At 71.3% G+C, this 18,575-nt stretch carries 19 protein-coding genes; 13 read left to right on the top strand and 6 right to left on the bottom strand.

Going from position 1 to position 18,575, the window contains the following annotated elements; genetic code table 11:
- Positions 1-100: 100 nt before the first annotated feature.
- Both AB0C27_RS19270 and AB0C27_RS19265 read right to left on the bottom strand, forming a co-directional pair.
- Positions 101-3,547 carry a tetratricopeptide repeat protein gene (locus AB0C27_RS19270; RefSeq protein ID WP_357845669.1) on the bottom strand — a complete coding sequence of 1,149 codons (3,447 nt, stop codon included), beginning with the start codon at positions 3,545-3,547 and terminating at the stop codon, positions 101-103.
- A 126-nt stretch (positions 3,548-3,673) separates the two neighbouring features.
- Complete coding sequence (locus tag AB0C27_RS19265) at positions 3,674-4,366, bottom strand: response regulator transcription factor (protein WP_106244044.1); 693 nt, start codon at positions 4,364-4,366, stop codon at positions 3,674-3,676.
- 176 nt (positions 4,367-4,542) lie between these two features.
- On the opposite strand from AB0C27_RS19265, the gene AB0C27_RS19260 reads away from it, so the two are divergent.
- The 11 genes from AB0C27_RS19260 (at position 4,543) to AB0C27_RS19210 (ending at position 10,863) form a co-directional block, all read left to right on the top strand.
- Positions 4,543-4,794: a MoaD/ThiS family protein gene (locus AB0C27_RS19260; protein ID WP_357845666.1), complete on the top strand. Its 252-nt coding sequence runs from the start codon at positions 4,543-4,545 to the stop codon at positions 4,792-4,794.
- A 92-nt stretch (positions 4,795-4,886) separates the two neighbouring features.
- Complete coding sequence (locus AB0C27_RS19255; RefSeq protein WP_181307779.1) at positions 4,887-5,558, top strand: DUF2993 domain-containing protein; 672 nt, start codon at positions 4,887-4,889, stop codon at positions 5,556-5,558.
- A gap of 37 nt (positions 5,559-5,595) precedes the next feature.
- A complete protein-coding gene (locus AB0C27_RS19250) occupies positions 5,596-6,108 on the top strand; it encodes a sigma-70 family RNA polymerase sigma factor (RefSeq protein ID WP_346103123.1) in 513 nt (170 codons plus the stop codon).
- Entirely contained in the window at positions 6,108-7,058 is a 951-nt protein-coding gene (locus AB0C27_RS19245; RefSeq protein WP_357846635.1) for a zf-HC2 domain-containing protein, read from the top strand. Before AB0C27_RS19250 ends, AB0C27_RS19245 begins: the two co-directional genes overlap by 1 nt.
- 49 nt (positions 7,059-7,107) lie before the next feature.
- Positions 7,108-7,581: a thioredoxin family protein gene (locus AB0C27_RS19240; protein WP_357845663.1), complete on the top strand. Its 474-nt coding sequence runs from the start codon at positions 7,108-7,110 to the stop codon at positions 7,579-7,581.
- 62 nt (positions 7,582-7,643) lie between these two features.
- Positions 7,644-7,799 carry a putative leader peptide gene (locus tag AB0C27_RS19235; RefSeq protein WP_357845660.1) on the top strand — a complete coding sequence of 52 codons (156 nt, stop codon included), beginning with the start codon at positions 7,644-7,646 and terminating at the stop codon, positions 7,797-7,799.
- A 60-nt stretch (positions 7,800-7,859) separates the two neighbouring features.
- Positions 7,860-8,273 carry a DUF4395 domain-containing protein gene (locus AB0C27_RS19230; protein ID WP_346103127.1) on the top strand — a complete coding sequence of 138 codons (414 nt, stop codon included), beginning with the start codon at positions 7,860-7,862 and terminating at the stop codon, positions 8,271-8,273.
- Positions 8,270-9,109 (top strand): sulfurtransferase, encoded by an 840-nt coding sequence (locus AB0C27_RS19225; RefSeq protein ID WP_357845656.1) that lies wholly within the window; start codon positions 8,270-8,272, stop codon positions 9,107-9,109. The genes AB0C27_RS19230 and AB0C27_RS19225 overlap by 4 nt, the downstream gene beginning before the upstream one ends.
- Complete coding sequence (locus AB0C27_RS19220; RefSeq protein WP_106244064.1) at positions 9,109-9,414, top strand: DUF1416 domain-containing protein; 306 nt, start codon at positions 9,109-9,111, stop codon at positions 9,412-9,414. Before AB0C27_RS19225 ends, AB0C27_RS19220 begins: the two co-directional genes overlap by 1 nt.
- Positions 9,415-9,559: 145 nt before the next feature.
- On the top strand, positions 9,560-10,120 hold the full coding sequence (locus AB0C27_RS19215) for an RNA polymerase sigma factor (protein ID WP_357845652.1): 561 nt from the start codon (positions 9,560-9,562) through the stop codon (positions 10,118-10,120).
- Positions 10,117-10,863 carry a methylated-DNA--[protein]-cysteine S-methyltransferase gene (locus AB0C27_RS19210; RefSeq protein WP_357845649.1) on the top strand — a complete coding sequence of 249 codons (747 nt, stop codon included), beginning with the start codon at positions 10,117-10,119 and terminating at the stop codon, positions 10,861-10,863. The genes AB0C27_RS19215 and AB0C27_RS19210 overlap by 4 nt, the downstream gene beginning before the upstream one ends.
- A 4-nt stretch (positions 10,864-10,867) precedes the next feature.
- Here the strand turns inward: AB0C27_RS19210 and AB0C27_RS19205 are convergent, their stop codons facing one another.
- The gene (locus AB0C27_RS19205; protein WP_357845645.1) at positions 10,868-11,419 is read right to left on the bottom strand and encodes an XRE family transcriptional regulator; all 552 of its coding nucleotides are present in this window, start codon (positions 11,417-11,419) and stop codon (positions 10,868-10,870) included.
- Positions 11,420-11,603: 184 nt separating this feature from the next.
- On the opposite strand from AB0C27_RS19205, the gene AB0C27_RS19200 reads away from it, so the two are divergent.
- Positions 11,604-12,899: a hypothetical protein gene (locus AB0C27_RS19200; RefSeq protein ID WP_357845642.1), complete on the top strand. Its 1,296-nt coding sequence runs from the start codon at positions 11,604-11,606 to the stop codon at positions 12,897-12,899.
- A gap of 131 nt (positions 12,900-13,030) precedes the next feature.
- On the opposite strand, the gene AB0C27_RS19195 is transcribed toward AB0C27_RS19200, so the two are convergent.
- From AB0C27_RS19195 to AB0C27_RS19185, 3 genes are all read right to left on the bottom strand, one after another.
- On the bottom strand, positions 13,031-14,239 hold the full coding sequence (locus AB0C27_RS19195; RefSeq protein WP_357845639.1) for a hypothetical protein: 1,209 nt from the start codon (positions 14,237-14,239) through the stop codon (positions 13,031-13,033).
- An 877-nt stretch (positions 14,240-15,116) separates the two neighbouring features.
- Positions 15,117-15,767: a hypothetical protein gene (locus AB0C27_RS19190; protein WP_357845636.1), complete on the bottom strand. Its 651-nt coding sequence runs from the start codon at positions 15,765-15,767 to the stop codon at positions 15,117-15,119.
- Complete coding sequence (locus tag AB0C27_RS19185; RefSeq protein WP_357845633.1) at positions 15,764-16,426, bottom strand: hypothetical protein; 663 nt, start codon at positions 16,424-16,426, stop codon at positions 15,764-15,766. The genes AB0C27_RS19190 and AB0C27_RS19185 overlap by 4 nt, the downstream gene beginning before the upstream one ends.
- A gap of 170 nt (positions 16,427-16,596) precedes the next feature.
- On the opposite strand from AB0C27_RS19185, the gene AB0C27_RS19180 reads away from it, so the two are divergent.
- Positions 16,597-18,546 carry a hypothetical protein gene (locus AB0C27_RS19180; RefSeq protein ID WP_357845630.1) on the top strand — a complete coding sequence of 650 codons (1,950 nt, stop codon included), beginning with the start codon at positions 16,597-16,599 and terminating at the stop codon, positions 18,544-18,546.
- The last annotated feature ends 29 nt before the right edge of the window (positions 18,547-18,575 follow it).

The raw sequence follows: 18,575 nt of genomic DNA, 5'->3' as shown, positions 1-18,575 counted from the left end.
GATCACCTCCGAGTGGAGTAGCTGGCCCTGCCAGCTAACGAGAAGATCCGGAAAAGATCTGCGACCTCTGATTTCAAGTTTCCCGACTTATGTCGGCCTTTCACGACAAATTGCGGATTTCCGCGGCGACGCGCTGCGCCTCGAAAACGTCGCCCACCTCTTCCAGCGTCCGCCTGGCGTCCCGGAGATAGGACAGCGCCGCCCCGCGCCGCCCCAGCCGGGCCGAGATCAGCCCGAGCGCCCGCAACGCGCACCCGTGGTCGCGCCGCGTCCCGCACTCCAGGTGCACGTCCCTGGCCTGACGGGCGTACACCAGCGCCTCGTCCGCGCGGTCCAGATCGAGCAGCACCATGGCCAGCGTGGTCAGCGCCGCCGCCCACCGGTCGCGGGTGCCGGTCTCGTTCTGCAGCTCGGCCGCCTCCCTGGCCGGCTCCAGCGCGCGGGCCGGCTCGCCCGCCGTGTGCAGCGCCGTCGCCGTCGACAGCAGCGCGCTGGCCCGGTTGTCGCGCAACTCCTCCCTGATCTCCAGCGACGCCGTGGCCGCCCGCAGCGCGGAATCGTGCAGCCCCAGCGACAGGTACGTGTACGCCAGCGTCTCCTGCACGTCGGCCTCGGCCCGCCGGTTGCCCAGGCCCTGCACGATGTCCAGGGCTTCGAGCGCGTACACGAAGGCCACCTGGGGCAGGCCCTGCCGCCTGCGCACCCGCGCCAGCCGGTTCAGCATGCGGGCCTCCACCGGCTCGTCGTGGATGACCCGGCTGATGACCAGCGCCTGGTTGAGGTAGTCGTCGGCCCGCTGGTAGTCCGACAGCCGCCAGTGCACCAGCCCGATGTCCCCCAGCGTCTCGGCCTTGCCCTGCTCGTGGTGGAGCTCGACCTGCACGGCCAGCGCCTGCTCGTAGTGGTCGAGCGCCTCGTCGTAGCGGGAGCTGTTGCGGGCGATCCGGCCGAGCGCGCACAGGGCCCGGCCGCAGCCGTACTGGTCGCCGGTGGCCGTGTAGCCGGCCAGGGCACGTTCGGCGTCGCGCCGCGCGTCGTGCTGCAGCCGCAGCAGGTCGTAGCTCTCGGCCAGGCAGAGCAGCGTCTCGGCCTCGGCGTGCTCGTCGCCCAGCTCGTGGCAGATGGACAGCGCCTCCAGCCCTTCGGACAGCGCGGCGTGCGGTTCGCCCAGGTCGCGCTGCACCGTGGCCAGGATGATCAGGCTTTGGGCGGTGCCGCGCCGGTCGCCGAGTTCCTCGCGTACGTCGAGCGCCTGGCCGGCGTACTGCAGGGCCAGTTCGTACCGCTCCTGCGACAGGTGCAGCCGCGACAGCGCGTGCAGGCTGCCGGCCACGCCCGCCCGGTCGCCGATCTCCCGGTAGAGGTCGAGGGCCTCCCCGGCGCAGGCGAGCGCCTCCTCGCTGTTGCCCGCGATGCCGTGCACCTCGGCCAGGTCGTTGAGCGCCCGCGCCCGGCCGACGCGGTCGCCGAGCGAGTCGAAGTCGGCCAGCGCCTCGCCGATGAACCTGGCCGCAAGCGTCGAGGGCCCGATGTCGCGGTGGATCGAGCCCAGATGGCCGCGCATCAGCGCGATGGCCCGCCGGTTGCTCACCTGCATCGCGCAGGCCAGCCCGCCCTGCTGGATCTCCAGGTTGTTCTCGTAGTACCGCAGCCGCCTGAACGGCTCGAACACCGCCTCCGCCAGCCGCCAGGCCATCCCGTGCGCGCCACTCTCCTCGGCCAGCCGGACGACCGAGACCAGCGAGCGCCGCTCCGCCTCGAACCACTCGCGCGGCGTCTCCGGGTCCGATGCCACCGCCAGGTAGTGATCGAGCAGCCGCGCCCTGGCCTCGCGCACGCCCGCCTCCGCGTGCCGGCCCAGCTCCCTGGCCAGCCGCTTGACCAGGTCGTGCACCCGATAGCGGGGTCCCGGCAGCGGCTCGACCAGGTACGCCCGGTGCAGCCCCTCGACCGCCAGCACGGCCTCGCTCACCGGCGCGCCGAGCGCCGCGGCCAGCACCTGGGGCGTGAAGTCCCGCCCGGGCAGCAGCCCGACGTGCCGGAACGCCCGCCGCTGCGCCCGGCTCAGCGACTCGTACGCCAGATCGAGCGCCGACCTGAACGCCTCCTCCGGATCGCCCATCAGCAGCCGATCGGGCCTGCGCAGCTCCCGCACCCGCGAGCCGACGCTCAGCCCGGGGTTCTCGGCCAGCTTGGCCGCCGAGATCCGCAGCGCGAACGGATGGTACGAGCACACCCGCGCCAGCTCGGCCAGCGCGTCCCGGTCGGCGGCCCTGGGCGAGCCCTCGCCGAGCACCGCCACCAGCAGCGCCACCGCGCTGCCCGGGTCGAGCACCGGCAGGTCCATGAGGTCGGCGTGCCCGGTGGCGCGCAGCGGCGCCATCCGCGTCCTGCTGGTGACCAGCACCACGCAGTCCCCGCTGCCCGGCAGCAGCGCCCGCACCTGCGCGGGGTCGGCGGCGTTGTCGAGGATGAGCAGCAGCCTGCGCCCGGCGATCCTGCTGCGGTAGAGCAGCATCAGCTCGGCCTCGTCGGCGGCGGGCATGTGCTCGGCGACGCCGAGCGAGCGCAGGATCTGCCCGAGCGCCTCGGCCGGGTTCATCGGCGGCTGGGTGGGCGACTGGCCGCGCAGGTCGATCACGATCTGCCCGTCGGGGAAGCGGTCGGCGTGCATGTGGGCCCAGTGCGTCACCAGCGCGGTCTTGCCCACGCCGGGCAGGCCCTGCACGACCATGGTGTTCGTCCTGCTGGGCCGCTCCAGCCAGGCGGTGAGCTGCTTCAGGCTCTGGTGCCGCCCGGTCAGGTCGGGGACGGTGGGGGGCAGCTGGCGCGGTTTCGGCACCTCGCCCACCGGCAGCGGCTCGGCCGGTCCCGCCGGGCGCGACAGGAACGGGGTCACCTTCCCCAGCCACGGCGCCGACAGGTGCTCCCAGCTCCCGGCGGCGGCACGCAGCGCGGAGGGGTCGGCGATGCGCAGCCGTCGGTAGCCGGGCCGGACCAGCCAGCCCCGCCGCGCCCACTGGCCGAGCTGGCGCTGCACCACGTCGGGCGAGGTGCCGACCAGGTCGGCCAGGGTCTCGGTCGACAGCGGGGGCGGCGACTCCGAGGCCAGCCCGTAACGCTCGTCGAGGTGCAGCAGCCACACCGCCAGCCGGGCGGCGACGGGGGCGCGGGCCAGGGCCTCGTGCCTGCGAGCGGCCACGTTCCTGGCGAACAGCTCCTGGACCAGCGCGCCCGCCACGGCTGTGCCGGCGCTGGCACGCTCGCGCAGCCGCCGCAGGTCGATGGGCCAGACCCGCACCTCGGTCAGCGCGTCCACCCGGACGCGGTCGGCGGGGCTCCAGAAGGCCAGCTCGCCCACGAGGTCGCCGTCGCCGCGCAGGTCGTGCACGACCTCGCGCTCGCCGGACGGGCCGTATTCGCGGGCGTAGCCGTAGTCGATGACGTAGACGCTGGTCGCCGGCCGTAACGGTGAGCAGATCACCTCGTTGCGGCGGTAGAGGCGGGGACGCGTGCCCTCGTCGACCAGCGACCTGAAGAGCCCCATCGGACACCACCCCCTTCAGGACGGCGGTGTCCCCCACGTGACAGCGGTCGCGCGGCCCGTACGGCGACCTGTCACATCAGTGGAGCGCAGCGGCAACCGGCTGTCAATCAGCTGCCGGGGGGGAGATCAGACGTTGGCGGCGTCGGCCCGGTCGGGCACGAATCGGTAGCCGACATTACGGACGGTGCCGATCAGGGATTCGTACTCGGTGCCGAGCTTGGCGCGCAGTCGCCGGACGTGCACGTCGACCGTCCTGGTGCCGCCGAAGTAGTCGTAGCCCCACACCTCCTGCAGCAACTGGGCCCGGGTGAAGACCCGGCCGGGGTGCTGGGCGAGGTATTTGAGCAGCTCGAACTCCTTGAAGGTGAGGTCGAGCACGCGCCCGCGCAGCCGGGCGGTGTAGGTGGCCTCGTCGATCGACAGGTCACCGCTGCGGATCTCGTCGGGCACGTCTTCAGCCGTGGCCTGCGAGATGCGGCCGGTGGCCATGCGCAGCCGCGCCTCCACCTCGGCCGGCCCGGCGCTGTCGAGCAGCACGTCGTCGGCGCCCCACTCGGCGGTCATCGCGGCCAGCCCGCCCTCGGTCACGATCACCAGCAGCGGGCAGTCGATCCCGGTGGTGCGGATCAGCCGGCACAGGCTCTTGGCCTGCACCAACTCCTTGCGCGCGTCGACCAGGACGGCGTCGGCGGGTGGAGTGTCGATCAGGGCGGACGCCTCCGCTGGAGCGACGCGGACCGAGTGGAGCAGCAACCCGAGCGCCGGGAGCACCTCGGCGGACGGCTCGAGGGCGTTGGTCAGCAGCAGCAGGTTGCTCATTACGGCCTCCTCAAACGCGCAAGGACCCGGGGGCTTCGTCGCCCAGGTCCTGTAGGTGAGGATATCCCACGAGTAAGTCGCGTCCATTGCGCGTCCAACTGGTGAACAGCGCGTCAACCGAAACATGGTTGTTAAGGACGGCGCACAATGGACGCAAACCGATTGTGAGGCAAGGCATGGCCACGGGAAAAATACGTTATTGGGCGGCGGCCAAGGAAGCGGCCGGTGTCGCCGAGGAGCCGTTCGACGCGCTCACGCTTGGTGAACTCATGACGAAAATCACACAAAATCGTACAGAACTGGCCCGAGTTGTCCGGCGCTGCTCGTTCTTGATCGACGGTACGCCGGTCGGGCGGCGACCCCACGACGAGGTGATCCTCGGCGACGGCGCGACGGTGGAGGTGCTGCCCCCCTTCGCCGGGGGGTGACGCGGCGCTTTGCGGGGTGATGCAGCGCTTTACGGGGGAAGGAGCATGCCAGTCGGTAGGCTTCTGACCCCCCGCTCATGACAGGGAGCCCCATGCGTAAGCTGATCGTTTTCCTGATCGTGCTCATCGTCCTCCTTGTCGCCGTCGACCGGGTCGCCGTGGCCGGGGTCGAGCGCGACCTGGGAAACAGGATCGCCGCCGCGGCCGACCTGTCCGGCCCGCCGACCGTGTCCATCGAGGGCATCCCGTTTCTCACTCAGGCCGCGTCGGGGCACTATCCGGAGGTACGGTTCGATCTCGGCACCTTCAACTACGGAGGCGTGCCGGTCAAGAACCTGCGGGGCGCCGCCTACGACGTGACGGCGCCCCTCGCCGACGTCCTCCAGAACAGAGCCAACATCGAGGCCCGTCGCGTCACCATCAGCGGCACCCTCACCAGGGCGACGATCGACAAGTACGCCCCCGAGGGCGTCAAGATCGGCGGCAACGGGCGGCGGCTCACGGCGTCGGGCGAGGTGACGATGGGGGTGAACAAGGTGAAGTTCAACGCGGAGATGCGGATCGAGGTCGCCGACGGCGGCATCAAGCTCCAGGCCGAGAAGATCCAGGGCGTGCCCGTGCCCGGCCAGCTCGCGCAGCTGATCTCCTACACCATCCCGTTCAAGGGAGACCTGCCCTTCGACGTCAAGGTCACCGGCGTCAAGAGCGTGGCGGAAGGGCTCGAGTTCTCCGCCGAAGCGTCTGACGTGCCGATCCGTGGATGAGCCTGAACCACTTCGCCCCGCCGTTCGTGATGAGGGTGTGAGTACAGCAGGCACCGCCGACGAGGAACTCGTGAGGACCCTCTTCGACGAGCACGCTGGGCCCCTGTACGGCTACGTTCTGCGACTGACCGGTGACTCGGGGCGGGCGGAGGACGTCGTCCAGGAGACGCTGCTGCGTGCCTGGCGACATCCCGACGCGCTGTCCGACCGTCCCATCCGCGCGTGGCTGTTCACGGTGGCCCGAAATCTCGTCGTCGATCAGCACCGCGCGAAGAAGGCGAGACCGCAGGAGACCGGTGACGAGGCGCTGGCGGTGCTGCCGGCGGACGACGAGCTGGAGCGCGCGGTCGAGTCGTGGGCGGTGGCCGGGGCGCTGGCGGCGCTGCGGCAGGAGCACCGCGAGGTGCTGCTGGAGGTCTACTACCGGGGGCGATCGGTGAAGGAGGCGTCGGCGACGCTGGGCATTCCGCCGGGCACGGTCAAGTCCCGTACCTACTACGCGTTGCGCGCCCTGAAACTGGCGCTGGAGGAACGGGGGCTGGCACCGTGATGACGTGCGAGGAGGTGCGGATCGCGCTGGGCGCCCACGCCCTCGGCGCGCTCGACCCGGAAGAAGCACTGGAGATCGACCACCACCTGGCCACCTGCGAGGCGTGCGGCGCCGAGCTGGTGGAGCTGGAGGGCGTGAGCGCCTTCCTGGGCAAGGTGTCGGAACGCGACGTCGAGTTGGTGGCCAGCCCCCCGCGCCAGGTGCTCGACCGGCTGCTGAACGACCGCGTCAGGCGCAACAGGCGCGGCCGGATCCTGATGTCCGTGGCCGCCTCGGCGGCGGTCCTGGTGGTCGGCGGCACGGTGTGGACGGCCGCCGTCCAGGTCAGGCCGGCCGCTGAATCCGCCGCGGCGGGGGCACCCGCGGACGCCCGGAGCTCCCGGGCGGTGGATCCGGACGCGCCCCGCGTGCTGCAGGACGACGGCTCCGCCGAGCGGGCCGCCCCCGCCGAGCCCGCCCCCGCCGAGCCCGCCCCCACCGAGCGCGCCCCGGCCGAGTCGGCGCAGCCGCGTAAGGCGATGCCGTCGGCGAGCGCCACCGGGCAGGCCGAGAGCGACGTGTCGCCGTACGGCGCGGCCACGCCGAAGCCGTCCGCGAGCCCCATGCAGAGCCGGAAGGCGGTCGAGAACGGCCGCGAGTTCAGCGGCGCCAACAGGGCCGCCGACTACCGGGCCACCGTGCTGGCCTGGCCGACCGGCACGGGCACCGAGCTGGGCGTACGCGTGAGCGGCGTGCCGGTGGACACGAACTGCGCCCTGGTCGTCGTCGGCGTCGACGGGCGGCGCGAGACCGCGACGGAATGGGTGGTCAGCCGGGAGTCGTACCAGGACAAGGCGGTCTTCCGCAGTGAGACGACGATGAGCGTGCGCGAGATCGCCAGGTTCGAGATCGTGGATCGGAAGGGCGCGCGGCTGGTCGTGGTGACCGTCCCGGCGAAGGCGCGCCGATAATCCCCATCTGCCTGGAAGCAATCGCGGGCGTCCGTGGTTGCATCGAGGGATGACGGGATTGTGGGTGGTGCTGGCGACGCTGGCGCTCGGGACACTGATCGGGGTGATCCGCCTGCGCCGCGACGGCCGCATACGCGACACGGTGAGCGACACAGCGGCCGCTACTGGGGCCGCCACTGGGGCAGCTACTGGGGCCGACACGGGCGGTGAGCGGCTGTCCGCCGCCGACCTCGGCTCGGGGCTGGGCGAGCGGGCCACGCTCGTGCAGTTCTCGACCGCCTTCTGCCAGCCCTGCCGGGCCACCCGGCGGATCCTGGCCGACGTGAGCGAGCTCGTGCCGGGGGTCAGCCACGTCGAGATCGACGCCGAGTCCCGGCTCGACCTCGTCCGCCGGCTGGACATCATGCGCACCCCGACCGTGCTGGTGCTCGACCAGGCGGGCCTGATCGTCAAGAGGGCGTCCGGTCAGCCGCGCAAGGCCGACGTCCTGGCCGCGCTGGCGGACGCCGTACCGGAGTCGTGACGGTGAGCCCCGTGAGCCCGACTGCGAGCCCGGCTGTGAGTCCGACTGCGCGCTCGACTGTGATGCAGGCCACATTCGTCTCACCAACCGGACGAGATGTGACAGATGTCGAGACGCCGAGTAGTGTCGTGCTCATGAACCCGACGACAGAGCTGCTGACGAAGCGGCGCGCGGTTGATTTCTGCCGTGTCGCCACCGCGCTCTGTCGCGCTGCCTGAGGACGATCTCGCGCGGACTTTCGATCCGCCCCAAATCGACCCCTTCAGGAGCATCCTGCGATGCGTGCCGATCCTAGAGCGCTGCGCTTCGGCGCGGCCATCACCACCCTGGTCCTCGCCTCCGTCCTGGTGACGGGGAGTTCCTGGCTGCTCGCCGCCCAGACGGTGGTCTTCGCACTCGGACTGGTGTGGCGCTCACCGTACGCGATGCTCTTCAAGGCGCTGGTCCGCAGCGCCCCGAAGGAGACCGAGGACGCCCGCCCGCCCCGCTTCGCGCAAGGGGTCGGACTGGTCTTCGCGGTCGTGGGTCTGGCCGGATATCTCACCGGGATCACGCCGCTGGCCCTCGTGGCCACGGCCGCGGCTCTCCTCGCCGCCTTCCTCAACGCAGCCTTCGGATTCTGCCTTGGCTGCGAGATGTACCTGCTCATTCGCCGTCTACTGCCCGCCGCCAAAATGGAGGTATCCCAATGAGCCGCTCCGCCGCCCTGGTGGACGCCGACTGGGTCGAGGCCAACCTCGACACGCCCGGAGTCGTCCTCGTCGAGGTCGATGAGGATGTCAGCGCTTACGACAAGGGCCACATCCGTGGCGCCGTGAAGGTCGACTGGCGCACCGACCTACAGGACCCGGTGCGCCGCGACTTCGTGGACAAGACCGGCTTCGAGGCCCTGCTGTCCGACCGAGGCATCTCCAACGACGACACCGTCGTGCTCTACGGCGGTAACAACAACTGGTTCGCGGCCTACGCCTACTGGTACTTCAAGCTTTACGGCCACCAGAACGTGAAGCTGCTCGACGGCGGGCGCAAGAAGTGGGAGCTCGACTCGCGCGAGCTGGTCCGCGACGTGCCCGAGCGGGCCAAGACGCAGTACGTCGCCCAGGAGCAGGACACCGCGATCCGCGCCTTCCGCGACGATGTCGTCACCGCGATCGGCAAGCTCAACCTGGTCGACGTGCGCTCGCCCGACGAGTTCACCGGCAAGCTGCTGGCCCCGGCCCACCTCCCGCAGGAGCAGGCCCAGCGCGGCGGCCACGTGCCCACCGCGCGCAACATCCCGTGGTCGAAGGCGGCCAACGACGACGGCACGTTCAAGTCCGACGACGACCTGCGCACCCTCTACCAGGAGGCCGGCGTCAACTTCGGCAAGGACACCATCGCCTACTGCCGCATCGGCGAGCGCTCCGCGCACACGTGGTTCGTGCTGCACGAGCTGCTGGAGCAGGCCAACGTGAAGAACTACGACGGTTCGTGGACCGAGTACGGCTCGCTCGTGGGCGTGCCGATCGAGCTGGGGGAGGCCCGCTGATGTCGAGCGCAGCACAGGGGTGCGGAGCACCCGAACAGACCATCGCGTTGCCGGCCGGGATCGACCTGGCCAACCAGGCCGTGATCCAGGGCGTCGTGACCGGCGCCGGCACCGCCTACGCGCGGCTGCTCGACCACTCCGGTGAGTTCACCGGCGAGGTCGTGGTGTCCGACGACGGCATCTTCCGCTTCTTCGCCGCTCCCGGCGACTGGACCGTCCGCATCATCGCGGGCGGCGGCGTCACCAGGGACGTCCAGGTGGAGGCCAAGCTGGGCGAGGTCGCCCAGCTCGCCGTGGCCGTCTGACCCGTCACACGCGTTGATTCGGCAGGGGCCCGCGTCCGTCACGGACGCGGGCCCTCGCGTGTGCACGGGCGCAGGTTCTCGGCCTGCTCACAAGCGTGCGGCCTCGGTGTGCAACCGTCTCCCGCCGGGTGGTGTTGTAGAGGACGTGAGTGATTCCGACTGCGCTGACCCGGTGCGCAAGGCACTGCTCGACGACCTCGACGAGGGGTTCGCCGAGCTGTACGCCGCCCATCGCGGCCTGGTCTTCTCGACCGCGCTGCGGCTGAGCGGGCGCTGGCCCGACGCCGAGGACCTCACGGCGGAGACGTTCCTGCGCGCGTACCGGGCGCTGGCCGGATACGAGCGCGACCGCGTCGCCCAGCTCCAGCCGCGGGCCTGGGTGATGACGATCCTGATGAACGTCTGGCGCAACTGCGCCAGGACCAGGTCCCGCAAACCGCCGCCCGACCTGCCCGGCGAGCCGGTCGACGCCGTCGATCCGCACGAGGACGTCGAGGCGGCGGCCGTCCGCCGCGAGACCGGCGACGAGCTGGCCGGGCTGCTGGCCCTGCTGCCCGAGGAGCAGCGGGCCGCGGTCGTGCTGCGGCACGTCGTGGACCTGCCGGTCAGCGAGATCGCCACCGTGCTCAAGATCCCCCAGGGTACGGTCAAGTCGCACGTGTCACGGGGGCTGAAGCGGCTACGCGCACTGGGAGGTGCCCGATGACCGAGGACGAACTGCTCACCGGACTGGCGGCGCTGGCCGCCGAGCCGCCGGACGGGCTGCTCGACCGGATCGCGGCCCGCTGGGTCAGCGTGCCGGGGCCGATCGGGGAGCTCTCGGTGGCCTTCACCGAGGAGGGCGTGGCGTACGTGCACGCGGGCGGCGGGTTCGCGCAGGCGCACAGGAAGCGCTTCGGCCGCCCGCTGCTGCCCGCCGCGCGCCCGCCCGCCGGGCTGCTGCCCGCGCTGCGCACCGGCCGGTCGGCCGGGCTGCGGCTGGACCTGCGCGGCGTGAGCGACTTCCAGCGTGACGTGCTGGAGGCCGTCCGTACGATCCCGCGCGGCGAGGTGCGCCCCTACGCGTGGGTCGCGGCCCGCGTAGGACGGCCCAGAGCGGTGCGCGCGGTGGGGACGGCGCTCGGCCACAACCCGGTGCCGCTGCTCATCCCGTGCCACCGGGTGACCAGGTCGGACGGGGTCCCCGGCGACTACGTGTTCGGCGCCGCGGCCAAGGAGCGGCTGCTGCTGGCCGAGGGGGTCGATCTGGACCGGCTCCGCCGGCTGGCAGGGGAGCGCGTCTTCTACCTGGCCAGCGACACGACCGGCGTGGTGTGCTTCCCGACCTGCCACAATGCCAGGCGCATCACCCCAGCACACCGGCACGGCTTCCGCAGCCTCGCTCAGGCGAGGGCGGCCGGCTATCGCCCCTGCCGCGCCTGCCGCCCCGCTCAGCCCGATCCTTCGTGATTTGTCAGATCGGTTTGGTGGGGTAACGCATGAGAAGGGTGGCGCGGACGACGTCGGGTCCGTGCGCCCGGTAGCCGTGCGGCACGTCGGAGACCCACGAGATGTGGTCACCGGGCCCGGCGGTCAGCGGCTCCTTGATGGGGCCGGCGCTCAGGGTGCCGGTGAAGACCGTGACGTGCTCGCTGACGCCCTCGTGATGGGCGGGTGAGGTCTGGGTGAGGCCGGGCGGAACGCGTACGCGGTAGAGCTCGTAGGTGACGCGGTCGTCCTCGAACACCTCGAGGAGCTCCGCCTCGATCGCCGTGCCGCGCATGATCTGCGGCTCGGGCGGCGCGTCGAGTATCGCCCCGATCGGCACCCCGAGTTGCGCGGTGATCGCCCACAGCGTGTCGAGCGTCGGGTTGCGGGTGCCGGTCTCGACGCCCGACAGCGTGGCCTTCCCGATGCCGGCGCGCTTGGCGAGCTCGGAGAGCGAGACGCCGCGGGCCTGCCGCAACTGTCGCAGTCGCTCTCCCACCACGCGGGGATCGGTGTCTATGGCCGGCCGCGAATCCATACCGCCATGGTGCCGCAGAATCGGCGAACTGATGAGCCCCGGGACCGGCCGATGCGCCGGCCGATGCGCCGGCCGATGCGCAGGACGGCACCCGTAGCCGCGTGTCCATGATCGATCTGCGGAGAGTGACCCTCTTCGGGTGTTGCGGCTGCGACATGAGGGACAGACCGATACGATTCCACAGATGTCCGGATCGACAGGTGTGATGGTGCCTCCGCGACCTGGGCCTACGCCGGCTCAGCGGATGCCGTCGCCGTACTCGCTGCCCCTGCACGCACTGCGTCTCGCGGGGAAGTGCGCCCTGCCCTTGATCTTCTGGTTCGCCGCCGGCCAGTTGACGCGCTTCGTGCTGATGTACGCGGCGACGGAGGTCGCGTACGGCGACTTCCGCCAGGTCCGCCTGGTGCTCGTGATGACCCTGCTGACGCTCATCGTGCTGGCGGCGATGACGGTCACGACCGGCATGCTCTACACCCTGCGCAGCTCCCTGTGGGAGATCCGCGCGAGGGAAGGGGTGGCGGACGAGCGCTTCTTCCGTGCGCTCGACCGCGTCGCCCCGGCATTCGCGGTGCTCTACCTGGCCTGGGGCTTCCAGAACCGGGACGCCAGGGACACCATCCAGATGGACTACTTCCACAACTTCCAGGAAGGGCTGAACAACTCCCTCTTCGGCGAGGAGAACTTCGTCGGACGGGGGCTCATCGACCTCGACTGGCGGGTGTCGATCGGCGCGATGGTCGTCACGTTCGGTCTGAAGCTGCTCTTCGCGAAGCTCGTCGAGAACGGCAAGGGGAAGTTCGCCGGCTTCGGCGCCGCCTTCTCCGAGTTCGCCTTCGTCTTCTACGGCCTCAACGGCACCGTCGCCATCGCGGACGCGCGTTCCGAGTGGATGGAGCACCGCGCGGTGATCGCCGACACGAAGGACGTCTGGACCAAGGCCCAGGAGAACCTGCCGCTGTGGAAGGACGTCACCGCGGTGTTCGACGACCTCTGGCCGATCTTCCTCGACTCGGTCGCCGTCCCCCTCGCCTGGCTCACGGTGGCGATGCTGGTGTTCGGCGCGTACTCCGACGAGACCCGCACCCTGGTCAAGGGCACCAGGCTGGAACGGGGCGTCGATCGGCTCGAAGGCGCCCACGACCTCACGCAGAAGTCGTTCGACCAGGTCACCGGCGGGTTCAAGGACCGCTGGCTGCCGCTGGCCAACTCACTGCGGATGATCTACCGGGCCGGGCTGCCGCTGTTCGGCATGATGTGCCTGTGCTACGTGGCGCTCGACGTGGGCGGCCAGTACGCCGACCGCGGGCTGCGCACGCTCATCGGCTCGCAGTCGGAGTGGCTCTGGGCCGTCCAGGGGCCGCCGCTGGCGTTCGTCCGCGACTGCGCCGTCACCGTGCTGACCATGGCGCTGCTGGCGGCCACGTACGACATCGCGGCCACCAGGGCCCGGCTCAGCGGCGAATCACTCGACGACGTCTGAACCGGACGCCCGACCACGTCCGAACCCACGCTCAACGGCGTCGGCCGGACACTCGACCACGTCCGGGCCGGACCCCTCATTCCCGCCTGAACCCACGCTGACCGGACGCCCCACCCCGCCCGGACCGACGCTCAACGGCGTCGGAACCGCAGCACCTCGGTGTCCTGCGGCATCTTCTCGATGACGTCGCGCTTGAACAGGTCCTCGGTCGGGGTGTCCGAACGGTAGTTGCTCGGCCTGAGCAGCAGCTCCACCTCGTCCGCCACCTTGGTCGGCACGATCGCCCCGGCGAGGATCTTGTACGCTTTGCCCACCTCCAGCCGGTCCGTCGGCCGGTTCTCGTCCGAGGAGATCTCCACGACCCAGGTGCGGCCCGCGCGGTCCGTCAGCTTCATGTCCCTGGGGTTGGCGGTCATGGTGGCGCTGCTGTCGTCGAGGGCCTTCTTGGTGACGTCCACCTGCAGCCAGGTCACCTCGGGGCCGTAGCCGCCGTTGCCGGGCGGCATCTTCATCGGCTTGACGGAGCCCGTCCACTCGATCTTGTTCACCGTGACCGGCTGGCCGGCGGCGACCACGATCTCCTTGGTCTTCTCGTCCGTCTGGACGGTGTAGAAGCCGTAGCCGTCGTAGGTCTGGGCACCGGTGATCAGCAGCGACACGAGAACCGCGCCGACCCCGATCAGCACCTTGCGCCGACGCGACATCCCAGAAGCCGCCCGCCCCGCCCCGGGCGTGCCCTGCTGCGCCGCTGTAGTTGCTTCTCCCGGCTGCCCCGGATGCGCCGGCTGTCCCTGCTGTCCTGGATACGTCGGGCCCGCCGCCGGAAGCGGCATGCCCGGCTGCGGAGAGCCCGCCGGATACTGCGGCCCAGGGCCCATCGCCTGCTCGGCCCCGACCGCCGGCGGCAGTTCTGGGCCCGCGACCGGGGTGTCCTGGTCGGCGTGCCGGCGCCCGGTGTAGGGGAGAGCGGGCGCGCCGACGGCGGGGAGGGGCTGGGTGGCCATGCCGGGCGGCTCGGCGGCCTGGGGGGTCTGGGCGGGCGGCCAGACCTGCTGGTCCGGATGCGCGTGCCGGCCGCCCTGACCGGCGCGCCCCTGAGGCGCGGGAATGCCGTATCCGGGAACGCCCGGCCTCTGCCCTGGCTGCTGCCCCTGCGTCGCCGCCCGCCTGCGGGTCGGCCTGCGCCGCAGCAAGGGAGTCTCCCGCCGCCCCGGCTCTCCGCCGGCCGGCGGCTCCTGCCCGAAACCCGCCTGAGCCGCGGCGGTCGGATCCTGCCCGTAGTCCGCCTGAGCCCCAGCGGCCTGCGGGTCCTGCCCGTAGCCAGCCTGGGGCCCCGCCACCTGCGGGTCCTGGCCGTAATCGGCTGCTTGAGCCCTGGAGGCTTGCGGGTTGCGGCCATACCCCGCCTGGGGTCCATAGCCGGCCTGAGGTCCGGAGAGCAGCGGGTCCTGTCCGTGGCGGGGTTGCGGTCTGGGAGGCAGGGCGTCCTGGCCGGGGCGCGCGTCCTGACCGAGGAGCGGGCCGTAGGGCTGGGTCGCACCGGCCTCATACGGCGCGCCCGGCGCCGGACCCTGAGCGGGCCCCTGCGAGAAGCCCTGCGGCGGACCCTGTGGAGAACTCTGCGGCGCACCTGGCATGGTGCCCTGTGGGGCGCCCAGCGTGGGGCTCTGCGGAGGGCCCAGCGGCGAGCCCTGTGTGGGACCCAGCGGGGAGCCCTGCGGCGTGCTCTGAGCCGGAGGGAACTCCACGGCCGGGTGCGCGCCCCGCCCCGACGGCGGTGACTGCCGATCAGGCGGCGGCTGGAGCCCGGCGGGCTGCTGCGGACTGGCCGGCGGCTGCACGGGCGGCGGCCGCAACCCGGCAGGCTGCTGCCGGCCGGCCGGCGGAGGCTGGAAGCTGCCAGGGACCTGCCGCCCAGAGGGCGGGGGCTGGAGGCCGTCAGGGAGCCGGTGGCCGGACGGAGGCGGCTGGAGGCCCTCAGGGAGCTGCTGACCGGAAGGTGGCGGCTGGAGACCGTTGGGGGTCTGGCGTCCGGAGGGCGGGGGCTGGAGGCCGTCAGGAGCGTGCTGACCGGCCGGTGGGGCCTCCCGACCCGACGGCGGACCCTGCCGGGCGGGTGGCGGGGCCTGGGGGCCGGATGGCGTCGGTGGGTCGTCGGGCTGCCTCTCGCTCCTCGGCGAGAACCAGTCGCGCTCCTCGTTCGTACTCATACCGCGATCACTTCTTGTCAGTCGAGTAGACGGCCTGCGCCGACGTGGCCAGCTTGCGCGCGCCCTCCTCGTCCAGGCCGAGATCGATCTCGACCTCCGGCTGGTACGACTCGACGAGGAAGGAGCCTGGGAGAGCGTACGTGACGGTCGCCCCCGCCAGGGCCGCCGGCGGCACCTCGAAGTAGGACTGGCCGGTGCGCCAGATGTCCGGCTGCACCCACTTGTCGGCCAGCGTCTGGCTGCTGCTCACCCGGTCCGTGGCGTCGAACTTCTTCCCGTCGGCGGTCGTCAGCACCGGCTGCCCCAGGTGGTACGGCTTGAGGGTGGACTTGGCCCTGACCTTGAGGACGAGGAAGATCTGGTCGGTCTGGACGGTCTTGTCGCCGCTCTTGATCGACTTGGCCGCGAAGAAGTCCTCAAGTTGCAGGCTGAAGCGCCGCGCGTCCACGATGTCGCCCTTGGCGCCGCTGTAGACGAGCGGATCGCTGGTTTCGAGCTCGGACAGGTGGAAGCTCTGCACCCACATGGCGACGGCGATCAGCGCCACCCCGGCGAGCGCGGCGAGCGCCTTGGTCGCGGCGCCGCCGCCCGACCGGCGCTGCGCCCGCCTGGCGCCGCGGGCCGGGGCCATGGAGGAAGGCTGCTGGGTGGTGGTCACGTCGTGCCCTCCTTCTTGACCGGCAGCACGACCCGTGCCTTGATCTCGGGCATCTGCTTGTCGCCGACCTCCTTGCTGGCCACCGACCAGTACGGCAGCGCGGCGACGGGGTCGGCAGAATACTCGAAGGCCCCCACGTCGAGCGTGATCTTCTCCGGCGGCTGCTCGTTCTCCTTGAGCCGGTACCGCAGGACGACCTCGCTCCGCACCCCCGGGTGCAGCTGCCTGCTCTCCCCGCCCTTGACGCGGACGAACGTGAACGGACCGGCGTCCTTGGAGAAGGCCGGCGTGATCTTGAGGAGGGAGCCGGCGAAGTCACCGGCCGTGACGGCGCTCTCGAGCTTCTCCGGCGGCATCCCGATCCCGGAGGTGTCGTCGCCCAGGTTGACGACGTCGAAGACCAGCTCGACGAAGCGTTTGTCCTCTTCCCAGTCGAACTGGGCCTTCTCCACCGTGACCCGTGACCCGACGAACTTGGTGGAGTAGCGGCCCTGGTCGAGCACGGCGCCCGGGCTCAGGGTCTCCGGTTCGTCGGGAGCCTCGCTGAGTCCGCCGAGCAGAGCGGTGATGCCGACGACCGTGAACGCCGTCAAGGCGATCGCGGGCACCACTACCGGGCGTCTGGGCTTGTCAGTGCTGCCGCCGGAGGGTTCCGTCATGGGTAAGGATGGTAATAGGTATCGCTTGTCCCATCTGCCGCAATGCTCCCATCGGACTGGTCGAATTGCCGAGAAACCCTGCCGCTACGGGCCTTGTAGCTCATACGCTGTCACGGAGCGGAAAGGGCTGATCCCTACTCCTCATGACATACCGGCGGCCGGAGGGTCACGTGGCGGACGTGCATCCCGAGCATGCCCAGCTCCAGGCGGACCGCATCTACCTGGGCTGGCAGTACATCCTGCTGCACCCCGATCCAGGCCCGCCGCCCAGGCGCCCCTCTCCCGCCGAGGAGCCGGCCGCCGAGGCCGAGGACGATCCCGCCCGCCTCGAACTGCTGCGCCGCGAGCGGCTCCAGGAGGACATGCTCAACCGGCCGGTCCGGGTCTTCCGCCTGTTCATGCTGGTCCTGACCGTGCTGATCCTCGCCGCCGCCCTGGCCGGCTACCTGCCCTGGTCGTTCGCCCTGGTCGGGCTCGTGGCCGCGGGCGGCGTGGCGGCCGTGTGCAGCTTCGCGCTCATGCAGGGCGACCGCGCGGTCCGCTACCGGGTGCTGGAGCAGCAGGCCCGCGACGAGCGGCAGCAGCGGGAACGTGACAAGGAGCTGTTCAAGGCGCAGGAGGAGCACGCCCAGCGCTACCGCGAGTGGCAGGAGTCCAAGGACCGGCACGACAAGCAGCTCACCTGGTACGCCGTGGCGGTGCCCGACGAGATCGACCGCATCGACGTGGCCGGCGGGACCTTACCCGGCTGGTCGGCGCTCGTGACGCTGCTCGGCGCGACCCGGCTCTACAGCGGCGGCCACCTGACGGTGCTCGACCTGTCCGAGGGCGCGATCGCCAAGGACCTCATCGAGCTGGCCCGCAAGGGCGGCGACGACCCGCTGGTGTGGGTGCTGCCGGTCGACCTGCCCAAGCTCGACCTGGGCGCCACGCTGAAGCCCGAGGCGTTCGCCGACGTGCTGGCCCACGTCGTCAGCGTGAGCGAGGAGCACCGCACCACCCGCGACCTGAGCTTCGACAACGCCATCCTGGAGCGGGTCCTGGAGGTGCTCGGCGAGAACGCCACGATCAGCCAGGTCACCGCCGCGCTGCGGGCGCTGGCGCAGGTGGGCGACCCGCGCGACGACCTCAGGTTCGGGCTGATCACCGCGACCCAGCTCGAACGCATCGGCACGCTGTTCGGGCGCGGCGTCAGCGACCGGGTGGTGATCGAGCGGGCCTGGGCGCTGGAGTCGCAGCTGCGCAAGCTGGAGACGCTGGGCACGCAGGCCGTACGGCTGCCGCCCGCCAGGCTGCGCGTGGTGAGCATGGACCGGCAGGCGGGCGTCTTCGGCAACCGGGTGCTCGGCACGTACGTGGCCACCGCCCTGACCCACATCCTGCGCCAGTCGCCCGCCTCCGACCGGCCCTGGTACCACACCATCATCGTGGCGGGCGCGGACAAGCTCAGGGGCGACGTGCTCGACCGGCTGATGGACGCCTGCGAGACCTCCCGTACCGGCCTGGTGCTGACGTACCGGTCGCTGACCCCGTCCGTACGCGAGCGGCTCGGCAGAGGGCACGCCGCGGTCGCGTTCATGCGGCTCGGCAACGCCGAGGACGCCCGGGTCGCCAGCGAGCACGTCGGCACCGAGCACCGGCTTGAGCTGGCCCAGCTCACCGAGACGATCAGCGACTCGCTGCCGGGACTCGACGGCGGCTACACCTCGACCGTCGCGCAGATCGACGACGAGGAGCACGAAGGGCGCGACGAGAACCACGACGACCTGGCCGGCGACATCACCGAGTCCACGGAGTGGGGCAGGACCGCCGACAAGATCGCGGAGAAGGAGCGGGTGCTGCAGCGCTCGCGTGAGTTTCTTGTGGAGCCGCACCAGCTCCAGCAACTACCCACGACGTCCGTGATCGTCACGGACGCCACGGCAGAGGGGAGGCGCGTACGCCTGGCAGACGCGAACCCGGCCATCCTCACCTTTCCCAAGACCACGCTCGGCGAGCTGGACGACGTGCGCGAGGCCGTACTGGCGCTCGATCCCAGGGCCGGGGACGGCGACGGAGAGCCGCCGCCGAACCTCGGGCCACCACCGCCACGCCTGGACTGGCGCAAGGGCAGGCAATGACATGGTCAATGTCAAGGTGACGAGCTGAC

It is taken from the genome of Nonomuraea sp. NPDC048882 (assembly GCF_040649755.1).
GTDB classification, from domain to species: Bacteria; Actinomycetota; Actinomycetes; order Streptosporangiales; family Streptosporangiaceae; genus Nonomuraea; species Nonomuraea maheshkhaliensis.
The sequence above is the reverse complement of the archived record's forward strand: the minus strand, read 5'-3'. Positions and strand labels throughout refer to the sequence as shown.